This window comes from Thioclava sp. GXIMD4215 (assembly GCF_045291555.1).
GTDB lineage: Bacteria > Pseudomonadota > Alphaproteobacteria > Rhodobacterales > Rhodobacteraceae > Thioclava > Thioclava litoralis.
Map to the genome: position 1 here is coordinate 1,629,464 of NZ_CP149515.1, position 22,201 is coordinate 1,651,664.

Here is a 22,201-nt window from a genome sequence, read left to right on the forward strand (position 1 = left end):
TGATTAACTGCCGTAAGGGAATGGAGTGTTAAGGAAGGGTTAATGGCACAATATAATGCGCATATTGTCACCATGCCACCTACATGATGTGGTGATGCAAGAAAACCGCAGTAAAGGTGACTGAAACTTCCCAATTTTCACAAACGATTCCGCGTGTTATCGTTCTTTCCATAAGCCCCACTTTAAAATCAAACCGGGGCACCGAGGCAGATATAAGGATAAGAACCGTGACCACGCTTTTGCGCTGGATCCGAGCAGGAGTTTGCGCGTTCTTCACATTGTTGCTTTTGCCGTTGGCTGTGTATGCCGCGCCCTATGCAGCCTATGTGATGGACATGCGCTCTGGTGAGGTCCTCTACGAGAAAAACGCCGACACGCGACTCTACCCTGCGTCATTGACCAAAATGATGACGCTCTACATCGCCTTTCAGGCTATCGAAGCCGGTGAGGTCAGTCTGGATTCCGAAATCACCGTGTCGCAAAATGCGGCCTCCCAGCCCCCGTCACGGCTGGGGCTGCGCGCCGGTCAGAAAATCAAGCTGCGCTATCTGATCCGTGCAGCGGCGATCAAATCGGCGAATGACGCGGCCTCGGCCATCGGGGACGCGCTTGGCGGCAACGAGGCCAACTGGGCCGCACGGATGACCGCCACCGCCAAATCGCTTGGCATGAAAAATTCGACCTTTCTCAATGCCAACGGCCTGACCCGCAAGGGGCATATGTCGACCGCCCATGACATGACCATTCTCGGGCGTCATTTGTTTTATGATTTCCCGCAATATTACAACATCTTCTCGCGCCGTTCTGCCGATGCCGGCATGAAGACCGTCTATTCGACCAACCGCCGCTTCCTTGACGCCTATAAAGGCGCGGACGGCATCAAGACCGGTTACACCGTGGCTGCGGGTTTCAACCTCTGTGCTTCGGCGCAGCGCGGCGACGAGCGGATCATCGCAACCATCTTCGGCGGCACCTCGACCGCACAGCGGAACGCGAAAATGGCGGAACTGCTGGATCTGGGCTTCAAACGGGTTCAGGACCACAGCCCCGTCAACAAGCCCAGCGCGCCCGATATGATCGAGCTGAACCAACCCAGTGCCGGTATGCTGGTGGCCAGCGCGCCCATGCAAAGCAGCCCGCGCCCGCAATCGCGTCCCGGTGTGGCAACCCATGATGCGGATGCTATCGCAGCCGCCGTGGCCGTGGCCAATGCCGCCCCTGCGGTGGATACGGAGGCCGTGGAAGACGCCGTGGCAATGGCTTCGACCGATGGTCTGGAAGCCAGCCCGCGTCCGGTCTCGGCCCCCAATCGCAGCTTCGCCACTGCCAAACCCGCCGACGAGAGCGAGGATCTGGCAGGCGAGGAAGTCCAGATGGCCAGCGTTCAGGACAGCGCCGACGAAGAGGACGAGGCGCAGTTTGCAGGCGAGATCGCACAGGGCGACACCGATCCGGGTGGTCCTATCTTCCAGCAGACCAGCAAACCGCAGCCGGAAACTCTGGCGATGATGGGCAAGGGCAAGAAATCCAATACGGTGATTCTGGCCGCTCTGAACCCGCCGCAGGCAAGCGCCTCGGAGACGCCGCGTGTCGTGGCGCGTGCGTCCAGCTCGGGCGGGCGGAACTGGGGCGTGACACTGGGATTGAAGAATTCCGAATTCCACGCCCAGCAGGACATGCTGAAAGTGGCGCTGATGGAAAGCGACACCTTGGGCGATGCCCTACGCAAAGTGGTCAAGCGCAAGCTCGGTTACGAGGCCACCTTTGTCGGCATGAGCCAGCAACAGGCCAGCCTTGCCTGCGCCCGTCTGGCCGCACGCAGCATGGAATGCGGCGTCGTCGGCCCCTGAAGCCACTCTTCTATCTGCCTAATCTCACGGACTGCATCCCTGATGCGGTCCGTTTTTCTTTGGTCCCCTGACGGCGCGTGCCCTTTCACGGCGCAAAGGGGGCTCTGTGCCGGTGGACCTTGGTGAGGACGGTGGGGCGGGCACATTGCGGCGCGCCATTGATCCGCAGCACGCATATGCAAAAACCGCCGACAGAACGGCGGTTTTATCGCGGCAGGCACCCTGCCCTTGGCTGACGGACCGCGCAAGTCCCGAGACTAGCCCTTGGGATGATCATCCCACGCGGTCGACAGGATACGTTCGGCATCGCCTTTCGGGTCTTCGAACTGGCGGCTTTTCAGCGCCCAGAAAAAGGCCAGCAGGCCCACGCCGCCGAGGAAAAGGGAAATCGGAATCAGAAATCCGAGGATCGACATTAAACCCGCCTTTCGAGATTACTTGAGCCGCAAGGAGTTGAGGGACACGGTAATGGAACTGGCCGACATCGCAAGGGCTGCAGCCAGCGGCGTGGCCAACCCCAGAAGCGCGATCGGCACGGCAATCATGTTATAGCCGATGGAAATCGCGAAATTCTGCTTGATCCGCGCACGGGCTTTGCGCGCAATCTGCAGGGCCTCGGCAATCGGCTCCAGATTCTGGCCCAAGAGCACGATATCGGAGGCCGTGCGCGCGGCATCAAGCGCCGAGGCCGGAGAGATCGACACATGGGCCTGCGCCAGTGCAATCGTGTCATTCAACCCGTCCCCCACCATCAGCACATGATGGCCTGCACCGGACAAAGCGGCCAGCGTCGCGGCCTTGTCTTCGGGGCGTGCCTCGGCCCGCCAGTCGGCAATCCCCAGACGCGCGGCCAGTGCCGAGACCGCAGCTGTGGTATCGCCCGACACCAGCCGAACCGAAAGCCCGCGCGCCACACAGGCACGCACGGCTTCAGCCGCTCCGGGGCGCAAACGGTCCTGAAAGCGCAGGCGCGTCAGGTTCCCCTGCCCCGCATCAAGCCATGTGCCCTCGCCCTGTGCGCCCACCCAGTCGGCCCGTCCCAAACGGATCCTCCGCCCCTGATCGCGGGCCTCGACCCCACATCCCGGAACTTCGCAAAGGCCCTCCACCACCTGAGGCTCGACGCCTTCGGCGCGTAGCATTTCAGCCAGCGAAACGGAAAGCGGATGCGACGAGGCCGCCGCAAGAGCAAGGGCAATGCGGCGCGCCTGTGTCTCCATCCCTGCCAGATCCGTCGGTTCGGGCAGGCCCATCGTCAGCGTGCCGGTTTTGTCGAACACCACGCAATCCACTTCGGCCAGCCGCTCGAGCGCGCTGCCATCCTTCACCAGAAGCCCCTGCCGGAACAGCCGTCCCGAGGCCGCCGTCACAACGGCAGGCACCGCCAGCCCCAAGGCGCAGGGACAGGTAATGATCAGCACGGCTGCGGCGATATTCAGCGCCAGACGCAGATCGCCCGAAAGCCACATCCACACCGCAAAGGCTGAAAAGGCCATCAGATGCACCAAGGGCGTGTAGGCACGGGTCGCCCGCTCGGCCAGCGTGGTGTATCGGGTCCGCGCGGTCTCGGCAGCGGCCACCAGCTGGGCCATCCGGTGGAGCGAACTGTCGCGACCGACAGCGGTCAGACGCACCAGCAGCGGCCCCGTCAGATTGACCTCCCCCGCCGAAAGCACAGCCCCCGGCCCGACGCTGACAGGCAGGCTCTCACCGGTCAGCAAGGACCGGTCCGTTTCCGAGCGTCCCTCGAGCACCACCCCATCCGCGGCCAGCCGCCCGCCCGGACGCAGGCGCAGGTGATCGCCCACGCGCAAATCCGCCACCGGCACTTCGGTTTCGCCCGCATCGGTCACACGCCATGCACGCGGCACCTCCAGCGCGGCCAGCTCCTCTGCGGCAGAACGCGCCGCCGAGCGCGAGCGGTAATCCAGATAGCGCCCGACCAGCAGGAAAAAGATCAGCATTACGGCTGCGTCGTAATAGGCATGCCGCCCTGAATGGATGGTTTCAAACAGCGACATCCCCGTCGAGAGCAAGATCGCCAGCGAAATCGGTACATCCATTCCCAATCTGCGCGCCCGCAGCGCCCGATAGGCCGAAGCGAAAAAGGGCTGGCCCGCAAAGATCACCGTCGGAAAGGCGATCGCTGCCGAAATCCAGTGGAACATATCGCGCGTGGCATCGCCCGCCCCCGACCAGACCGCGACCGAAAGCAGCATGATATTCATCATGGCAAAGCCCGCGACCCCGATCCGCATCAGATAATCGCGGCCCTGCCTGTCTGTCTCGGTGGCGCGCAGCACATCAGGGTCCAGCTCATGCGCCTCATAGCCGATGCCCTCCAGCGCGCCGATCAGCTGCGCGGCGGTGATCTCCGGCCCCGCCTGCACCGCAACACGCTTCAGCGTCAGGTTGACCCGTGCATCGCGCACCCCGTCAATCGCGCCCAGACAGGCCTCGACATCGGTGATACAGGCCGCGCAATGGATCGAGGGCAAAGACAACGACAGGCTGGGGGCCGCGATGGCACGCCGCGCCAGATCCTGCGCCGCAGGGGCTGCGATACAGGCCGGACAGGCCGAAACAGCGGTTTCGATATCTGGCGCAGCGCTCACCGCTCAGTTCCTGACAAACAGATCGATCCGCTGCCGGAAGGCCGTGCCATCCGCCGCCACCGCATCAAGATGCACAAGCCACGCCCCCGGTGCCAGAGTGAGATCGGCCAGATAGGCCCCGTTCACCCGACGGAATTGCGGGGTGACATCCTCGCGCGACATGGTTGTGCGCCCGACAAGCGCGGAAAACCGCGAAACCGGCGCGGGCAGGCCCTCCTTATCCGTCAGCCGGAAGCTGAGCTGGCCATTCTCGTAAAGCGGCTCGACCGTCCAGCCAAGCGCCTGTTGCGCCGCCCGCAATGTGTCGAATTGCTGGCTTGCCACATAGGAATTGGTCACCTCCAGCCCCGGAAAGCTGGAGATCGCATTATAGGCCATAAAGATATTGACCCCGATAATCACCGAAAAGGCCCCGACCACGGTCACCAGAACATGTTTACCGGTCAGCTCACGCGTCATCATCTCAGTTCCGCCCCTTGCCGTTAAAGACCGTTTTTTCGGTTACAGACCGGTCGCCATCCTTCTGGCTGACCCGTAGAACCAGATCGCTGCGTGTCGCATCGGCCAGCGCCGAACCGCGCACCGCTTCCAGATAGAGCCGTGCCGACAAGGTCGTATCGGCAGGCACGATCACCGACGCCCCGTCCCGTCCCTCGACCTTGACCCTCAGACCATCCACAGGCTGGCCATCCATGCCGGTCACCGAAATGACATAGGCGGTCGGGTCATGCTCCTTGTTGCGCAGACGAAGCGCATAGATATTGCGGATCGTCCCGTCGGGCTGCGTGACATAAAGCGGCGAACGGTTCGGCGTAACGTTGAACTCGATCGGCGAGCGCACCAGCAATGCCACGATCAACCCGACACCAATCCCTCCCCAGAGCACGAAGTAGATGATCGTGCGCAGCCGGAAGATATGCCGCCAAGGGCTGACACGGGCCTCGCCATTCTTCTCGCGTTCCTCGTCGCGCAGCGCCATATAGCCGATCAGCCCGTGCGGCTGGTTGGTTTTGTCCATGATCTCGTTGCAGGCATCGATACACAGGCCGCAGGTGATGCATTCCATCTGCTGGCCGTCGCGGATGTCGATCCCCATAGGGCACACATTCACACAGGCATTGCAGTCGATACAATCCCCCTGCGCCGCATCGGCTTTCACGCCCTTTTTCAGCTTGCCGCGCGGTTCGCCGCGCCAGTTGCGATACCCGATGGTCAGGGTATCCTCGTCCATCATCGCGGCCTGAATGCGCGGCCACGGGCAGGCATAGATACAGATCTGCTCGCGGGCGAAACCGCCGAAGAAGAAGGTCGTCGCGGTCAGCACCAGCAGCGTAAGATAGGCCACCATCGCCGCCTGTCCGGTCACCAGCTGGCGCAACAAGGTCGGTGCATCGGCAAAATAGAACACCCACGCCCCGCCCGTGCCGACGGCGATCACCAGCCACAAGGCCCATTTCAACGCGCGCTTACGGATCTTTTCTCCCGTCCAGCGCGAACGCAGAAGGCGGATCTGCGCGTTCCGGTCCCCCTCGATCCAACGTTCGACATGCATGAAAAGATCGGTCCAGACCGTTTGCGGACAGGCATAGCCACACCACACCCGCCCCATCGCAGCGGTAAACAGAAACAGCCCGAGCCCCGCCATGATCAGCAGGCCCGCCACGAAATAGAATTCATGCGGCCAGATCTCGATCATGAAGAAGAAAAACCGACGATTTGCCAGATCGACCAGCACCGCCTGATCGGGCAATGCCGGACCACGGTCCCAACGCACCCAAGGCAGGATGTAGTAGATGCCCAGCATCATCCCCATCAACCACCATTTCAGGCTGCGGAACTTACCACGGACATGGCGCGGAAAAATCGGCTCGCGGCTGGCATAGAGCGGCGGCGGGGCGACAGGATCTGGGGCGCTCACGGTGCAATCTCCTTGGGATCGTCGTCAGGTCGGAGTTCTGAATGCGCTTTCCAACCTCACCTTTCCTTGACTTGCGTCAAAATTCCACTTTGGCATGCATTTTTTCGAATACAATTGACCAAAGGTGCTACCCCCGCAGACGCCATAAAAAAGCGGCCCAAGCAAAGGCTTGGACCGGCAGTCATGGTGGATTTATAAAAAAGCACCGGCACCCCCATGGAAACGCGCGAACAGGACAAGGTGCCGGTGCACTCCGCGCCAAGCTTTAGGGCATGGCGCGGAGATCTCGTTTACTGGCCGCCGCCCAGACCGTGGACATAAGAGGCCACAGCGCGGATCTCGGCTTCGCTCAGGCGGGTGTTCCAGTTGGGCATCACACCGAAACGGGCGTCATGCACGGTCTTGGTGAGGGTGGCGACATCGCCGCCGTAAAGCCAGATCGCATCGGTCAGGTTCGGCGCGCCTTGGGACTTGTCACCGGTGCCATCTTCCATGTGGCAGCTCGTGCAGTTCTCTTCGAAGACCGCCGCCCCTTCTTTGGCCAGATCCGCATCGAAGTCCTGACCGGAGATCTGGCGCACATGCTGCACGACCTGTGCAATCTGCTCTTCATCCAGAATACCGTCGGTGCCGAAGGCAGGCATCTGGCTATAGCGCGCCTCGCCATCGGGATCGGTTTCGTTACGGATACCGTGGGTGACGGTGAAGTAGATATCGTCGATCGTGCCACCCCAGAGCCAATCGCTATCCAGAAGGCTGGGATAGCCCAGACCCTGCTGGCCACCGGCCCCTGCCCCGTGACATTGCGCACACCATGTCTGGAACACCGCAGCCCCCGCATTCTGGGTATAGTTCACCAGTTCGGGGTCCTGAGCGATGGCCGCGAGGTCGGTATTCACCAGTTTTTCCTCGACGGGCGCATTCATCGCATCGAAGCGCTCCAGATCGGCTTCAAGATCGGCGCGGGTCGATTTGTACAACAGCCCCGGCGTTGCCCCGTTCAACAGCGGCCATGCGGGCATCGCAACCGAATAGCCCAGAGCGAAGATGATGCAGGCATAGAACGTCCACAGCCACCAGCGCGGCAGGGGGTTGTTGAACTCTTCGATACCATCCCAGCTATGGCCCGTGGTCGAAGGATCATTCGGCAGTTTCTTGGGTGTCTTGCTCATTTGCCCACCTCCTTGTCGGCTGCGGTTGCGGGACGGTCCTCGTGACGGAACGGGATGGAGGCGCTGTCGCGCTGTGCTTTGCGGGCACCGGGCCGGAAGGCCCATAAGATCGCGCCCACAAACATCACCACCATGAACAGCAGCATCCAGCTATCGGCAAATTCACGGAAGATATGATAGTCCATCATGCCCTCCTTACCGGCTTGCATCGCGTTCGAAGGTCGAGAAATCGACCATCGTGCCCAGAACCTGCAGATAGGCGACCAGCGCATCCATCTCGGTCACGGCGGGCTGACCATCAAAATTGCGCACATTGACACGGTCGTCATAGCGCTCGAACAGGCCATCGGTATCGGCATAAGGATCCAGCTGGGCCGCGAAATCGGCCTTGGCCGCCTCGATCATATCGGAGCTATAGGGCACCCCGACCGCCGCATCGGTTGTCAGACGTTCTTCCAGATGGGCCGTATCGATCAGACGGTTCTTCAGGAAGCCGTATTTCGGCATCACCGATTCCGGCACGACCGATTGCGGGTTGGTCAGGTGATCGACATGCCACGCATCCGAGTAACGTCCGCCCACACGCGCCAGATCCGGCCCCGTGCGTTTGGACCCCCATTGGAACGGGTGGTCATACATCGATTCCGCCGCCAGCGAGTAATGACCGTAGCGTTCATACTCGTCCCGCATCGGGCGGATCATCTGGCTATGGCAGACATAGCAGCCCTCGCGGACATAGATATCGCGGCCGGTCAGTTCGAGGGGGGTGTAGGGGCGAACCCCTTCCACCTTCTCGATCGTGTTCTCGAGATAGAACAGAGGCGCGATTTCGACGATCCCGCCGATGGTCACCACAAGGAAGGAGCCGATCAGAAGCAGCGTCGCGTTCTTCTCGATGATCCCGTGTTTATCCAGAATGGACATAGGTCTCTCTCCTTACTCTGCCGCAACAGGTGCCGCGGCCACGGCCTTGGGCTGCTTGGCAACCGTCGCCCAAAGGTTCCAGGCCATGATCAGCGAACCGGTCAGATACATCACACCCCCAAGAGCCCGCACGACATACATCGGGAATTTGGCGGAAACGGTGTCAGCGAACGAGTTCACCAGGAAGCCCTGCGCATCCACCTGACGCCACATCAGACCTTCCATGATACCGGTCACCCACATGGAGGCGGCGTAGAGCACGATCCCGATCGTCGCGAGCCAGAAATGCCAGCTGACGGCCTTGAGCGAATAGAGACGCTCGCGTTTCCACAGTTTCGGAACAAGGAAGTAGAGCATCCCGAAGGTGATCATCCCGTTCCAGCCAAGCGCGCCGGAATGCACGTGACCGATGGTCCAGTCCGTATAGTGCGACAGCGAGTTGACGGCCTTGATCGACATCATCGGACCTTCAAAGGTGGACATGCCGTAGAAGCCGATGGACACCACCATCATACGGATCACCGGATCGGTGCGCAGTTTGTCCCACGCGCCCGAGAGCGTCATCAGACCGTTGATCATCCCGCCCCAGCTGGGCATCCACAGCATGATCGAGAACACCATCCCCAGCGTCGAGGCCCAGTCGGGCAGCGCGGTGTAATGCAGGTGGTGGGGACCAGCCCAGATATAGAGGAAGATCAGCGCCCAGAAGTGGATGATCGACAGCTTGTAGGAATAGACGGGACGCTCGGCCTGTTTGGGCACGAAATAGTACATCATCCCGAGGAAGCCTGCCGTCAGGAAGAAGCCCACCGCGTTATGGCCATACCACCACTGCGTCATCGCATCCTGCACGCCCGAGAAGAGCTGCACGGATTTCGACCCGAAGATCGAGACCGGCAGAGCGAGGTTGTTGACGATATGCAGCATCGCCACGGTCACGATGAACGAAAGGTAGAACCAGTTGGCCACATAGATATGCGGCTCGCGGCGTTTGAGGATCGTGCCGAGGAAGGTGATCAGATAGGCCACCCACACGACGGTCAGCCACAGATCGACATACCATTCCGGCTCGGCATATTCTTTCGACTGGGTGGCCCCGAGGATATAGCCAGACGCCGCCAGAACGATGAACAGGTTATAGCCCCAGAACACGAACCAGCCGAGGCTGCCGCCAAACAGCCGCGCCGCCGAGGTGCGCTGCACCACATAGAAGGACGACGCGATCAGCGCGTTCCCGCCAAAGGCGAAGATCACCGCAGAGGTGTGTAGGGGACGAAGCTTGCCGAAATTCAGATAGCCCTGCGCCCATTCGAAATTCAGCGCCGGAAAGGCCAGCTGGAAAGCGATGAACACGGCGACCAGAAAGCCGACGATACCCCATAGAACCGTTGCCACCACGCCATAGCGAATGACACTGTCAAAATATTCCGTTTGCGAGACGGGTTTGGATTTTTCCATTCCCCGCATCACCCAGATCAGTGCAATCACAGCCGCCACAAATACTTCGATCGCATTCACGGTATAGGCGAGATCGCGGCCATAGCTGGCAGCAATCGCGGCAAGCACCGCGACGAGCCCCAGCATAGCTAGCTTGAGATAATCCCACATATTGCGTCCCTTCGTCTTATTCTCCCCTGCTCAAATGAAAGGGGCACGACTTCAGTCCCTTTTGCGGGGGACGCCTTCACTATGCATTGATCTGCATCAACTCTTCGAGAGGGCAAAAAGTAGGTCTTCAATCCATGAATTGATCCTTGTCAAAGTGGTGAATTAGAAGCAGGCATATGATATTTTCCGAACTGAAATGACGAGGCAAAGCCATGTCCTATAAATCTATTCTGACTATTGTTACCGATCTGGGCGCGGCGAAAGCCCAGTTGGACGCGGCCGTTGTGATGGCCCGTCAGGAGCAGGCGCATCTTGATGTGCTCTGCCTCGGCGTCGATGTTTCGCAGACGGGCTACTATTATGCAGGCGCAACTGCCTATGTTCAGAAGGAAATCATCGAACAGGCGCAAGACGAAGCCCGCAAGATCGAGGAAGGCGTGCTGGCGCGGCTGAAAGCCGAAGACATCCGCTGGGCCACCGAAACCATGGTCGTCCAGCTTGGTTCGATCTCTCCGGCTGTGGCGATCCGTGCGCGGTTTGCCGATCTGGTCGTGATGGGACGCCCCTATGGCGAAGATCGTGGACAGGAAATCGAGGCCACCATCGAGGCCGCCCTGTTCGAGGGCAATGTGCCGGTGCTGATCGTCCCCGACGATTTCAACGGTCGCCTGAGTGGCCGCCATGTGGTGGTTGCATGGAATCAGTCCGACGAATCGCTCAATGCGGTGCGCGACGCCCTGCCGCTGCTGAAAGCTGCGGAGAAGGTGGATATCACCCTTGTCGCGCCGCCCGCACATGGGCCCGAACGCGCCGATCCCGGCAGTGCGCTTTGCCAGATGCTTGTGCGCCACGGTGTGGCCGCCGAAGTGACGGTGCTGCCCAAAACCATGCCGCGCATCTCCGATGTGATCAATCGCCATGTCAGCGACACGAGCGCCGATATGATCGTGATGGGGGCCTATGGCCATTCGCGCTTCCGCGAGGCGATTCTTGGCGGGGCAACCCGTCACATGCTGGAAATGGCTGCCGTTCCGGTGCTGATGTCGCATTAAACCGGCAAGAAATCTCTGATGGCACTCACGAACGGGCGGCTTTATGCCGCCCGTTCCACACTGTGCTGGACAGTCGTGCCGCCACACCCCAATCCTGCGGCTGTCACCCGAAAAACCGGCCATTGGAGACTGGAGAGACTGATGCGACTGCTCGCCCTGCCCCTGATAGGAACCCTCGCGCTTGCGGCCTGCATGCCGCCGGGCAGCGCCAAGCCGGATGCGGGGAACGTGGCCGCAGCCGGACCGATCCCCGCAGGGTTTCAGGGCCGCTGGGGCATGAGCCTGAACGACTGCACCTCGACGAAGGGCGATGCCAAAGGGCTGATGACGGTCAGCGCCGATACCCTGACCTTTTACGAATCGCGCGGTGTTCTGACCGAACCGCAGGAACAATCCGCAACCAAGCTTGCGGGCCTGTTCGACTTTACCGGCGAGGGCCAGTCATGGTCCTATCACGAAATGCTGGAATTGAAGGACAAGGGCCAGACCGTGATCCGCACCGAAACCGGCGATGGCGCGGCCCCTGCCCCGCTACGCTATACGCGCTGCCCGATCTGATCGGGGATCAGGACCGAGGGGGGGGCCTGAGCCTGCCGCGGCTGATCTCGACCGCCGCGCCGGACACATGGACCGAGGCCAAGCGCCCGCCCCGACAGATCACGCGCAGTCCAAGATCCGAGATGCGCCCCATCTCGACACCCTGCTGCAAGGCAAAGCAGGTCTCGCCATCCCGCAGAGCCCCTCGTGCCAGAAGCTGCGCGGCGAAAAGTGCGGTGGCAGACCCTGTCGCGGGGTCTTCGGGAATACCGCCCATCGGGTCGAACATCCGCCCCTGCCAGCGATACGCCCCTGTGGGCGCATAAAGATACACCCCCGCCGCCGCCAGCTCTGTCTGCAAAAGGTCGAAGGCGGGCTGCACCGGCCACGCCCGCGCCAGCGCCTCTGTATCGCGCAGACCGATAAATGCAAAACGCGGCCCGCCGGCAATCACCGCCAGAGGCGCGTCATCCAGATCCGCAGGGCCTAGCCCAAGCGCGGCGGCACAACGATCCGGCGCTGCGCTCTGCGGCAGGTCGTCGGGCAGGCATTCGGGCAGGACAGGTGCCTGAAATTCGGCACGGATCTCTCCGGCCTCACGCCAGACACGCACCGGCACAAGCCCCGCTTCCTCTTCCAGCACCAGCACACGGTCGAAATCGGCCCCGTCCGTATCCGGAGCAAGATCCTCAAGCGCCAGAAAGATCGCGCAGCCAATGGTGGGATGACCGGCAAAGGACATTTCGCCCTGCGGATAGAAGATCCGGACGCGGGCACGGTGGGCCGGATCGGCGGGCGGAAAGACGAAGATCGTCTCGGAGAGGTTGAACTCGCGCGCGATGGTCTGCATCTGCGCATCGCTCAACCCCGTCGCATCGGGCAGAAGGGCAAGCGGATTTCCCGCGAAGGGCGTCGTTGTAAAGACATCAAGCGTGACAAACGCTCTAGTTGAAGATCCCGCCATCCGCATCATCTCCCGCCTCAAGCTGCAACGCATCCATATCGGGCACGGTCACATGGCGCTTGCCTTCCAGCGAAATGATCCCGTCCCGCTTGAGCGCCGAAATCTGGCGCGACACCGTTTCAAGCGTCAGGCCCAGATAATCGGCCATCGCCTCGCGGGTCAGCGGCAGATCGAATGTCATGCTTTCCGAGGGGTTTTTCATCTGCAAGGACGCATTGCGCCGCGCGATGATCGACAGCAGCGAGGCGATCTTCTCGCGGGCGGTCTTGCGCCCCAGAAGCAGCATCCATTCACGCGCGGCATCCAGCTCGTCCAGCGTCATCTGCAACAGGCGCTGCGCCAGATGCGGGGTGCGCTCGATCATCGCCTCGAAAGGCTTGCGCCGGAAGCAGCACATCAGCACATCGGTGGTGGCCGTCACGTTGTAAGCGGCGTTGGACCGCCCCGGACGCCCGACAAAATCCGAGGGCAGCAAAAGCCCCACCATCTGCGTGCGCCCGTCTTCCATCGCCTGCGTGATCGTGGCGATTCCCGTCACCACAGAGGCCACGAATTCCATTTCATCACCGGCCCAGACAATGGTCTGGCCCGCCTCGTAGGTGCGGTAGAACTTGATCGCCTCAAGCTCGTCGATTTCCTCCGCGCTACAGCGAGCACAGACCGCCCTGTGGCGGATGGTGCAGTCCCCACACTGAAGCGTGAGCGAGGGCACATCATCTTTCGTAATGGACATTTGATATGAGTCAATTTCTGCTGCGCGTTGATCTTCTAAACATATCTGCATGGAACACAAATCGCAACTCGCCCGTCTGGGATTGTTTGACGCACGCGTCCCCCGCTATACCAGCTATCCGACGGCCCCGCATTTCAGTGCGGATGTGGGACCGGAGGCCTTCTCCTCCTGGATCGAAGCCATCCCTGCGGGAAGCTCTATCTCGCTTTATATGCATGTGCCTTTCTGTCGGCGGCTCTGCTGGTTCTGCGCCTGCAGAACGCAGGGCACGCAAAGCGCCGAGCCAGTGCAGGCCTATTCCGAAGTCCTGCTGCGCGAGTTGAAAATGCTCAAACAGCGGCTCGCCCCCGGCGTCACTTTGTCGCGGCTGCATTGGGGGGGCGGCACGCCGACGCTGATGCCCGCCGATATGATGCGCCGTCTGGCCGAGGCCACCTTCAACGCGGTGCCTCTGGCCGAAGGGGCCGAATTCTCGGTCGAGATCGACCCGAACGAGATCGATGCCGCACGTCTGGATGCGCTGGCGCAGTCGGGCATGAACCGTGCCTCGATCGGGGTGCAGGATTTCGATCCCGAGATCCAGAAGATCATCGGGCGCGACCAGAGTTTCGAGGTGACGGCCCGCGCGGTCGAGATGATCCGGGCACGAGGCATCTCCAGCCTCAATGCCGACATCCTGTTCGGCCTGCCACGGCAGACGCCGCAGCGGATTTCGTCTTCGGTGCAGAAACTGCTGTCGCTGGCCCCCGATCGTGTCGCGCTTTACGGCTACGCCCATGTGCCGTGGATGGCCCGTCGCCAGAACATGCTGCCCTCCGACGAATTGCCCACACCGGAAGAGCGGCTCGACCTGTTCGACCGCGCGGCGATGCTGTTCCGCGCGGATGGCTATGACACAATCGGCATCGACCATTTCGCGCTGCCCGATGACGGTCTGGCCGTGGCGCAGAAGGCAGGCCAGCTACGGCGCAATTTCCAGGGCTATACCGACGATCAGGCCAATGTTCTGGTCGGCCTCGGGGCCAGCGCGATCTCCCGCTTCCCGCAGGGCTATGCGCAAAACGCCTCGGCCACGGGCAAGCATGTGGGCGCGATCCGCGATGGCAGCTTCTCGACGGCGCGCGGCCATATCCTCAGCCGCGAGGATCACCTGCGCGCACGTATTATCGAAGCCCTGATGTGCGATTTCGAGGTCCGCACGGATGACCTTCTCCGCCATCATGATGTGACGCTCGCCCATCTGACACAGATGTTCAGCCATTGTGCGGCCGAATTCGAGGACTGCGTCGAGATGACAAGCTTCGGCCTTGTGATCCCCGAGAAAGGCCGCCCCCTGACCCGTTTGATCGCGCGGTATTTCGATGCCTACGATCTCTCGAAGGCGGGCCACAGCTCGGCCATCTGAAACCAGCGTTAGGGGGCAAAGCCGGAGGGGGCAGTGCCCCCGACCGAAACGGAGCGGGGCTCGATGCCCTGCTCCGTTTCGCTCCCCCCGCAGGACAAGGGCGCGCCTGCCCCCGCTCCCCCACAAGGCGGCAACACACTGGAACCGCCTCAGGCACGCCCTGCGGTTTCGACAAACTCGACAAGTCTGGGCAGACACTGGCGGCGCAGATCATATTGCGCGACCATATGGGCACGCGCGGCAAGCCGCATCGGGATAAAACGCTCGGGGGCGGCCAGAGCCGCGATCAGCCGGTCCGACCACCCCTGAATATCGAAAAAGCCGACCAGCTCTCCGGTCTCCCCATCCGCGATCATCTCGCGCACGGGGGCGGTATCGGAGGCCACGACATGGCACCCCGCACTCATGCTTTCCATCAGCGACCAGCTCAGCACAAAGGGATAGGTCAGATAGGCATGGGCACGGCTGACCTGCAGCATCGCGATATAGCGGTCATAGGGGATACGCCCCAGAAAATGCACCCGCGAGAGATCCAGCCTGTCGCGGACCTCGTTGAGATAACGCTCTTTCCAGCTGATCCCGTCTTTCGGGGGGCCGCCGTAACTCTGCCCCTCCTCGCCCACGATCAACACATGGGCCTCCGGACGCGCCGCCAGCACGTCGGGCAGCGCCCGCATGAAGCTGTGATAGCCGCGATAGGGCTCCAAGGAGCGGTTGACGAAGGTCAGCACCTCGTCTCCGGGACGGAAACGCAGCCCCTTTTGCGCAATCTCGAAGACCGCATCGGGGTTGGGGCACAGCCTGTCGGTATCGACCCCGTCATGACAGATGGTGATCTTGTGCCGGAATTCGGGCTGGAAGGTCTCGGCCTGAAACCGTGTGGGGCACAGGGCCGCATCGGCCTGCACCATGGTCTGGATCAGATGTGCCGAGCGCGCCACGGTCGAGATACGGCTCTCGAACATGTCACGTGCGAATTCGGGATCGAAATCGGTATCAAGCCCCGATGTCCGGTACATCAGTTCGCCATAGATCAGAAGTCGCGCTTCCGGCCAGACCTCGCGCAGATACAGCGTCTCGCCCCAACCGGGATGGCCGAAAATCACATCCGGCACATAGCCATGCTCGCTGCGTAATTGCCGCGCGGCACGGGCCGCCTTCATCCCGCGCTCGGAAACCTGCGCATACATCCGCGTAAGGTTCGACGACAGGGTTACCTCGTCGGGCTGGCGGTATTTCACCACCCTGACCGGTGAAGGGCGGGTGTTTTTCTCGGCCGTCAGGGCCAGAACATCATGGCCGCGCGCCTGAAGCGCCGGAGCCAGATGCGGAAACTGGCCGGGAAAGTTCTGGTGCGCGAAGAGGACCTTCACACCGCCTCCCCCAAAGCTGCCGCCATCAGGTTGCGGGTATAACCGGTTTTGGGGTTGGCAAAGACATCGCCCGCCGCGCCCTGCTCGACCACCTCGCCGCGCTTCATCACCAGAACCTTATGGCTCAGCGCCCGCACCACCCGCAGGTCATGGCTGATAAACAGATAGGCCAGCCCGTGTTTGCGTTGCAGGTTGCGCAGAAGATCGACGATCTGCACCTGCACCGTCATATCCAGCGCCGAGGTCGGCTCGTCCAGAACCACCACTTTGGGGCGCAGGATCATGGCGCGGGCAATGGCGATGCGCTGCCGCTGCCCGCCCGAGAATTCATGCGGGTAGCGATGCATCGCCTCGGGCGGCAGGCCGACCTCTGCCATGATCTCCGCCACCATTTCGGTGCGGTTGCGCCCGGGCTCGAGCCCATGCACGGTCAGCCCTTCGGCGATGATCTGTTCGACCGTCATCCGCGGGCTGAGCGAGCCGAACGGGTCCTGGAACACAATCTGCATATCGCGGCGCAGCGCGCGCAGGCGCTTGCCCTCCCACTGGGCGATATTCTCGCCCGCATAGATGATCGGCCCGTCGCTTTCGATCAGCCGCATGATGGCCAGCGCCAGCGTGGTCTTGCCGGACCCGCTTTCGCCCACAATGCCCAGCGTCTCCCCCGCCCGCACCGACAAAGACGCGCCATTGACGGCCTTTACATGGCCGGTCACTTTGCGCAAAAGCCCGCGTTTCACGGGAAACCAGATCTTGAGATCCTCGGTACGCACCAGTTCCGGCGCATCCTCGGGCACCGGATCGGCAAGACCTTTAGGTTCGGCGGCCAGCAGCTTGCGGGTATAGGGGTGCTGCGGATTGGCAAAGATTTCCTCGGCCGGCCCCTGCTCGACGATCTCTCCATTCTGCATGACACAGACACGGTCCGCGATACGGCGCACCACGCCAAGGTCGTGGCTGATGAACAGCAGGCTCATGCCCATATCGCGCTTCAGATCGGCCAGCAGGTCAAGGATCTGCGCCTCGATCGTCACATCCAGCGCGGTGGTCGGCTCGTCGGCAATCAGCAAATCCGGCCCATTGGCCAGTGCCATCGCGATCATCACCCGCTGGCGCTGCCCGCCCGAGAGCTGATGCGGATAATCGGCCAGACGGCTTTCGGGGTCGGGGATGCCGACCTTATCCAGCAGCTCGACAATCCGTGCCTTGGCCTGCGCGCCCCGTACACCCTGATGCAGCGCCAAGCTTTCGCCCAGCTGCTTTTCCAGCGTATGGAGGGGATTGAGCGAGGTCATCGGCTCCTGGAAGATGAAGCTGATATCATTGCCGCGCACCTTGCGCAGAAGGCGCTCGGGGGCACCCACCATCTCCTGGCCCTTATAGCGCACAGACCCCGACAGATGCGCATTCGGCCCCAGAAGCTGCACCGAAGACAGCGCTGTGATCGACTTACCCGAGCCGGATTCCCCCACCAGCGCCACGGTCTCGCCCTGCCCCACGGTAAAGCTGACGCCCTTCACCACCTCCGGCCCGCGCCCGAAACTGATCTTCAGGTCTTTGACATCGAGGATCGTGGTCATTGGAACACCTTGCGCGGGTCGAAGGCATCGCGCACGCCCTCGAAGATGAAGATCAACAGCGACAGCATCGCCGCGAATGTGAAGAAGGCCGAGAGCCCGAGCCACGGAGCCTGCAGGTTTTCCTTGCCCTGCTGCGCCAACTCACCCAGCGAGGGCGCCGAGGACGGCAGCCCGTAGCCAAGGTAATCCAGCGAGGCCAGCATCGAGATCGTGGCGGTCACCACGAAGGGCAGCATGGTCAGCGTCGCCACCATTGCATTGGGCAGGATATGGCGGCGCATGATCGTGCCGTCACTCACCCCCAAGGCCCGCGCGGCGCGGACATATTCGAAATTGCGCGCGCGCAGGAATTCGGCGCGCACGACCCCCACCAAGGCAGGCCAGCCAAACAGGATCGACACAAAGACCAAGAGCCAGAAACTGCGCCCCAGAATGGCGAAAAGGATGATGATCACATAGAGCGAGGGCGTCGAGGCCCAGATCTCCAGAAGCCGCTGGAAGACGATATCGACCTTGCCGCCGAAATAGCCCTGCACCGCCCCCGCCGCGACCCCGATCAGCGAGCCGACGCCGGTGACGATCAAGGTGAACAGGATCGAGGTGCGGAAGCCGTAGATCACCCGCGCCAGCACATCATGGGCAGTGTTGTCGGTGCCCAGCCAATGGGTGCTGTCGGGCGGCGAGAAGGCCGGCGCGACATCGCTGATGGTGCGGTAATTATAATGGATCAACGGCCAGATCATCCAGCCGGTCTCGACCTTTTCGCCCTCGACCGTGCCTTTCTCCCGCGCCTCTTTCATATAGGTCTCGGGGTCGTCCCAGCAGGCCTCGTTACCGCCGGTGACAATCAGGCATTGCACCTCCGGCTCGCGATAGACGGCTTCGGTGCGGAAATCCCCACCGAATGTGGTCTCGGGGTAGAACCGGTAGGCCGGAAAATAGAAATGCCCGCGATAGTTCACCACGATGGGCTTGTCATTGGCCAGCACCTCGGCAAACAGCGAGGCGACAAACAGCACGCTAAAGATAACCAGCGACCAGAAGGCGCGGCGATTGGCTTTGAAATTCTGCCAGCGGCGCCGGTTGAGCGGGGAAAGTGCCATATCAGCCGCCCCTCTTCTCGAAATCGATCCGTGGATCGACAAAGACATACATCATATCCGACAGGATGCCGACCACCAGCGAGATCAGGCCAAAGACGTAAAGCGTGCCGAAGATCACCGGATAGTTCCGCTCGACCGCCGCCTGAAAGCCCAGAAGACCGAGGCCGTCGAGCGAGAAGATGGTTTCCACGATGATCGACGACCCGAAGAACACGCCCAGAAAGGTCGAGGGGAAGCCCGCGATCACGATCAGCATCGCATTGCGGAACACATGGCCGTAAAGGACGCGATGTTCGGTCAGCCCCTTGGCGCGGGCGGTGACGACATATTGCTTGTTGATCTCGTCAAGGAAGGAGTTTTTCGTCAGCAGGGTCAGCGTGGCGAAACTGGAGATCGTGATCGCCGTGATCGGCAGCACGATATGCCAGAGGTAATCCTTGGCTTTGCCAAGGGTGGTCAGCGTGTCGAAATTATCCGACGTCAGGCCCCGCAGCGGGAAGAGCCTGTAACAGGTCGGGTTCCAGCTCTCGGGGATAAAGGGGATGTGGAAGCAGTTGCCCGACACAAACAGCACCAGCAGAAGCACCGCAAACAGGAACCCCGGAATGGCATAGGCCACCACGATAACCGCCGAGGTCCAGGTGTCGAAGGAGGTGCCATCGCGCACCGCCTTGCGGATGCCCAGCGGGATCGAAATCAGATAGGCCAGCAGCGTCGACCAGAGCCCCAGCGTGATCGACACCGGCATCTTCTCCGAAATCAGCTGCATGACCGTCTCGTTGTGGAAGTAGCTCTTGCCGAAATCGAAGGTCAGATAATGCCCCATCATGATGAAAAACCGCTCGACCGCACCGATTTTTTCGGTGCGGCATTCGGGAGCGGTGACAGAAGGCACCCCCTGATAGCCCTCTTCGCAGACGATCCGCGAAAAGCCCATCTGCACTTCCAGCTGGGCGAGCTGCTGCGGCGAGATCCCCCGCGCGCCCTGATAGCCCTGATCATCGCCGCCCTGCGCCTGTCCGGAATCGCCGCCGCCGCCGGTCAGGTTGCGCATGGAATCGCCGCCCCCCTCGACCCGCGCAAGGATCTGCTCAATCGGACCGCCGGGGACAAATTGCGTGAGGGTGAAGTTGACGATCATGATGCCGAGAAGTGTCGGTATCACAAGAAGCAACCGCTTCAGGATATAGGCGCCCATAAGTGGCCTCGCCCCTTTTCTGCCCGAGCCCCTGCGCGCTTACAGCGCGCCGGAGGCCTTCAGTTTTTCTGCTTTTGCGGCGTCATACCACCAGAAATCCATCTCGCCCAGCGAATAGGGCGGAAGGGTCTGGGGGTGATCGAAGATGTCATAATACGCGACCGTATAGGTGTTCTTGTACCATTGCGGCACCCAGAAGCGGATCGCCCGCAGCACACGGTCCAGCGCATGGACACGGGTCGTCAGCTCGTCTTCCGTCGTGGCCTGCTCGACCAGCGTGATCAGCTTGTCGACCGCCGGATTGGCCAGACCCATCGCGTTGAAGACATCCCCCACGGATTGCGACCCGAAATATTGCTGCAGATCGGACCCCGGTAGCAGATCCTGCCCGAAATGGCTGATCACCATATCGAAATCATGGCTGCGTTCGCGGCTTTGATATTGCGCGTCATCGACACGCTCGTTGACCGCCTCGATACCAAGCTGTTTGAGGTTCTCGACATAGGGGTTGATGACACGGTCCATCGACTGGCTGTCATTGAGAATGTCGATATGCAGCACCTTGCCATCCTTGCGGCGCAAACCGTCGCTGCCCACGGTCCAGCCCGCCTCTTCCAGAAGCTTCGCCGCCTGACGCAGGTTCTTGCGATCCAGCGCACGTTCACCCGATACGGGGGCCATCACCGCATCCTCCGTCAGCACCCCTTCGGGCAGATCGGCCTTCAGCGGCTCGAGGATTTTCAACTCTTCGGGGCTGGGCTTGCCAGTGGCCTCCAGCGGCGAATTCTCCCAGATCGAATTCACCCGCTCGTAAAGCCCGTGAAACAGCGTCTTATTGGACCATTCGAAGTTGAACGCCAACCCAACGGCCTCACGCACCTTCGGGTCCTGAAACATGGGGCGGCGCATGTTCAATACGAAAGCCTGCCCCGAGGCCACATTCCCGTCAGGCAGTTCGGCCTTGACCACCGCCCCGCTTTTCACAGCAGGAAAGGTATAGCCTGTCGCCCAGCTATTGGACGACGCCTCGTTGCGGAACCTATAGATCCCCACCTTGAACGCCTCGAAAGCGGCGTTGTAATCACCGAAATACTCGATGCGCAGCTTGTCGAAATTGTTCCGCCCGCGATTGATCGGCAGGTCCTTGCCCCAGTAATCGGGATTGCGCTTCCATGTGATCGAGCGGTTGTTCTTATCGCTGTCATACATATAGGGGCCGGTGCCGACCAGCGCCTCGGGGAAGGTCTTGTCCAGCGTCAGATTGAGGCGCTCGAACTGCTTTTGCTCAAAGACGGGCAGCCCCCCCACCATCTGGATCACATCGCGGCGCGGCGCATCCTTGGTGAAGGTATATTTGATCGTATGGTCATCCAGCACCTCGGCAGAGGCCACCTGCTGCGCCACAAGCTGACGGAAGCTCGACAGACCATAATCGCGCAGCTGCTCGAAGGAAAACAGCACATCCTGCGCCGTCATCGGCGTCCCGTCCGAGAAAGTAATGCCCTCGCGCAGATGGAAGATCACCCAATCCTTGGACACGGGATATTCAAGTGTCGTGCACATCAGGCAATAGCTCTGCCCCACCGTATCGGAGGTGCCGGTCAGAATGCTTTCCTGCGGCACCGAAGCCAAGGCCGCAGCGCGGCCCTGCACCGAGTAGGGGTTGAAATTATCGAAGGCCCCGACCGTCCATTCCGACATCTCCCCCCCTTTCGGAGCCTCGGGGTTCACATAGTCGAGATGCTGGAAATCTGCGGGATATTTCAGATCATTCAGGGTCGAGATCCCATAGGCTTTCACCACGGTCTGACCACCGACCTGCGCGGCCCCCACCTCGCCCGCAACCTCTTGCGCCGCCACCGGTCCGGCAAGCAGGGGGCTTGTGCATCCCAAAACGGCAATCATAGCAAAAGGCATCATATATCGCCGCGCTCCGCGCTCTTGCGGAACCGCCTCTACAGGCGCCTTTGTCATGTCATGCATTACCGTTCCTTTCACACAGGCTGGACCCCGTATAGGTAAAACTGCGAAAGGCCGCCTATCAAGTTGCTTCTGTGTGAAACACCTGTGAAGGCACGATTTTTCATGAGGATGCGCAGGATTGTGAAGCGGTGATGCAAAAAGAGCCACCCCCGAGGGCGGCTCTTGGAACGGTCTCTGCTTGGCGTG

At 61.3% G+C, this 22,201-nt stretch carries 19 protein-coding genes; 4 read left to right on the forward strand and 15 right to left on the reverse strand.

What is annotated here, in order from left to right; translation table 11 throughout:
• Positions 1-329: 329 nt before the first annotated feature.
• Complete coding sequence (locus tag WDB86_RS08090; protein WP_406737031.1) at positions 330-1,850, forward strand: D-alanyl-D-alanine carboxypeptidase family protein; 1,521 nt, start codon at positions 330-332, stop codon at positions 1,848-1,850.
• A 257-nt stretch (positions 1,851-2,107) separates the two neighbouring features.
• Here WDB86_RS08090 and ccoS read toward each other — a convergent pair whose 3' ends face one another.
• The 8 genes from ccoS to ccoN form a co-directional block, all read right to left on the reverse strand.
• Positions 2,108-2,266 carry a cbb3-type cytochrome oxidase assembly protein CcoS gene (gene ccoS, locus WDB86_RS08095; RefSeq protein ID WP_339108985.1) on the reverse strand — a complete coding sequence of 53 codons (159 nt, stop codon included), beginning with the start codon at positions 2,264-2,266 and terminating at the stop codon, positions 2,108-2,110.
• Between the two features lie 18 nt (positions 2,267-2,284).
• The gene (locus WDB86_RS08100; protein WP_406735650.1) at positions 2,285-4,465 is read right to left on the reverse strand and encodes a heavy metal translocating P-type ATPase; all 2,181 of its coding nucleotides are present in this window, start codon (positions 4,463-4,465) and stop codon (positions 2,285-2,287) included.
• A gap of 3 nt (positions 4,466-4,468) precedes the next feature.
• Entirely contained in the window at positions 4,469-4,927 is a 459-nt protein-coding gene (locus WDB86_RS08105; RefSeq protein WP_339108983.1) for a FixH family protein, read from the reverse strand.
• A gap of 1 nt (position 4,928) precedes the next feature.
• The gene (gene ccoG / locus WDB86_RS08110) at positions 4,929-6,383 is read right to left on the reverse strand and encodes a cytochrome c oxidase accessory protein CcoG (RefSeq protein WP_406735651.1); all 1,455 of its coding nucleotides are present in this window, start codon (positions 6,381-6,383) and stop codon (positions 4,929-4,931) included.
• Between the two features lie 290 nt (positions 6,384-6,673).
• On the reverse strand, positions 6,674-7,555 hold the full coding sequence (ccoP, locus tag WDB86_RS08115; protein ID WP_406735652.1) for a cytochrome-c oxidase, cbb3-type subunit III: 882 nt from the start codon (positions 7,553-7,555) through the stop codon (positions 6,674-6,676).
• Positions 7,552-7,743, reverse strand: coding sequence for a cbb3-type cytochrome c oxidase subunit 3 (locus WDB86_RS08120; RefSeq protein WP_339108980.1), 192 nt, complete (start codon positions 7,741-7,743; stop codon positions 7,552-7,554). Before WDB86_RS08120 ends, ccoP begins: the two co-directional genes overlap by 4 nt.
• Positions 7,744-7,750: 7 nt before the next feature.
• Positions 7,751-8,479, reverse strand: a complete 729-nt coding sequence (ccoO, locus tag WDB86_RS08125; RefSeq protein ID WP_339108979.1) for a cytochrome-c oxidase, cbb3-type subunit II — start codon at positions 8,477-8,479, stop codon at positions 7,751-7,753.
• A gap of 12 nt (positions 8,480-8,491) precedes the next feature.
• Complete coding sequence (ccoN, locus tag WDB86_RS08130; protein ID WP_406720249.1) at positions 8,492-10,087, reverse strand: cytochrome-c oxidase, cbb3-type subunit I; 1,596 nt, start codon at positions 10,085-10,087, stop codon at positions 8,492-8,494.
• A 212-nt stretch (positions 10,088-10,299) separates the two neighbouring features.
• Between ccoN and WDB86_RS08135 the strand changes: the two genes are divergently transcribed.
• Both WDB86_RS08135 and WDB86_RS08140 read left to right on the forward strand, forming a co-directional pair.
• Positions 10,300-11,139: a universal stress protein gene (locus WDB86_RS08135; protein ID WP_339108977.1), complete on the forward strand. Its 840-nt coding sequence runs from the start codon at positions 10,300-10,302 to the stop codon at positions 11,137-11,139.
• Positions 11,140-11,157: 18 nt separating this feature from the next.
• Positions 11,158-11,697, forward strand: coding sequence for a hypothetical protein (locus WDB86_RS08140; RefSeq protein ID WP_339108976.1), 540 nt, complete (start codon positions 11,158-11,160; stop codon positions 11,695-11,697).
• 7 nt (positions 11,698-11,704) lie between these two features.
• Here the strand turns inward: WDB86_RS08140 and WDB86_RS08145 are convergent, their stop codons facing one another.
• Positions 11,705-12,640, reverse strand: coding sequence for a PhzF family phenazine biosynthesis protein (locus WDB86_RS08145; RefSeq protein WP_406735653.1), 936 nt, complete (start codon positions 12,638-12,640; stop codon positions 11,705-11,707).
• Complete coding sequence (fnrL, locus tag WDB86_RS08150; RefSeq protein WP_406721634.1) at positions 12,621-13,367, reverse strand: transcriptional regulator FnrL; 747 nt, start codon at positions 13,365-13,367, stop codon at positions 12,621-12,623. Before fnrL ends, WDB86_RS08145 begins: the two co-directional genes overlap by 20 nt.
• Before the next feature lie 55 nt (positions 13,368-13,422).
• Here fnrL and hemN point away from each other — a divergent pair, with 55 nt between their 5' ends.
• A complete protein-coding gene (gene hemN / locus WDB86_RS08155; protein ID WP_339108973.1) occupies positions 13,423-14,778 on the forward strand; it encodes an oxygen-independent coproporphyrinogen III oxidase in 1,356 nt (451 codons plus the stop codon).
• 149 nt (positions 14,779-14,927) lie between these two features.
• Here hemN and WDB86_RS08160 read toward each other — a convergent pair whose 3' ends face one another.
• Genes WDB86_RS08160 through WDB86_RS08180 form a run of 5 tightly spaced genes read right to left on the reverse strand, consistent with a single transcriptional unit; the run spans position 14,928 to position 21,952 of the window.
• Positions 14,928-16,151 (reverse strand): glycosyltransferase, encoded by a 1,224-nt coding sequence (locus tag WDB86_RS08160; protein WP_339108972.1) that lies wholly within the window; start codon positions 16,149-16,151, stop codon positions 14,928-14,930.
• Positions 16,148-17,731 carry an ABC transporter ATP-binding protein gene (locus WDB86_RS08165; RefSeq protein ID WP_406735654.1) on the reverse strand — a complete coding sequence of 528 codons (1,584 nt, stop codon included), beginning with the start codon at positions 17,729-17,731 and terminating at the stop codon, positions 16,148-16,150. Before WDB86_RS08165 ends, WDB86_RS08160 begins: the two co-directional genes overlap by 4 nt.
• On the reverse strand, positions 17,728-18,834 hold the full coding sequence (locus WDB86_RS08170; protein WP_406735655.1) for an ABC transporter permease: 1,107 nt from the start codon (positions 18,832-18,834) through the stop codon (positions 17,728-17,730). The genes WDB86_RS08165 and WDB86_RS08170 overlap by 4 nt, the downstream gene beginning before the upstream one ends.
• A 1-nt stretch (position 18,835) precedes the next feature.
• The gene (locus WDB86_RS08175; RefSeq protein WP_406735656.1) at positions 18,836-20,032 is read right to left on the reverse strand and encodes a microcin C ABC transporter permease YejB; all 1,197 of its coding nucleotides are present in this window, start codon (positions 20,030-20,032) and stop codon (positions 18,836-18,838) included.
• Between the two features lie 39 nt (positions 20,033-20,071).
• Positions 20,072-21,952: an extracellular solute-binding protein gene (locus WDB86_RS08180; RefSeq protein ID WP_406735657.1), complete on the reverse strand. Its 1,881-nt coding sequence runs from the start codon at positions 21,950-21,952 to the stop codon at positions 20,072-20,074.
• Positions 21,953-22,201 lie beyond the last annotated feature (249 nt).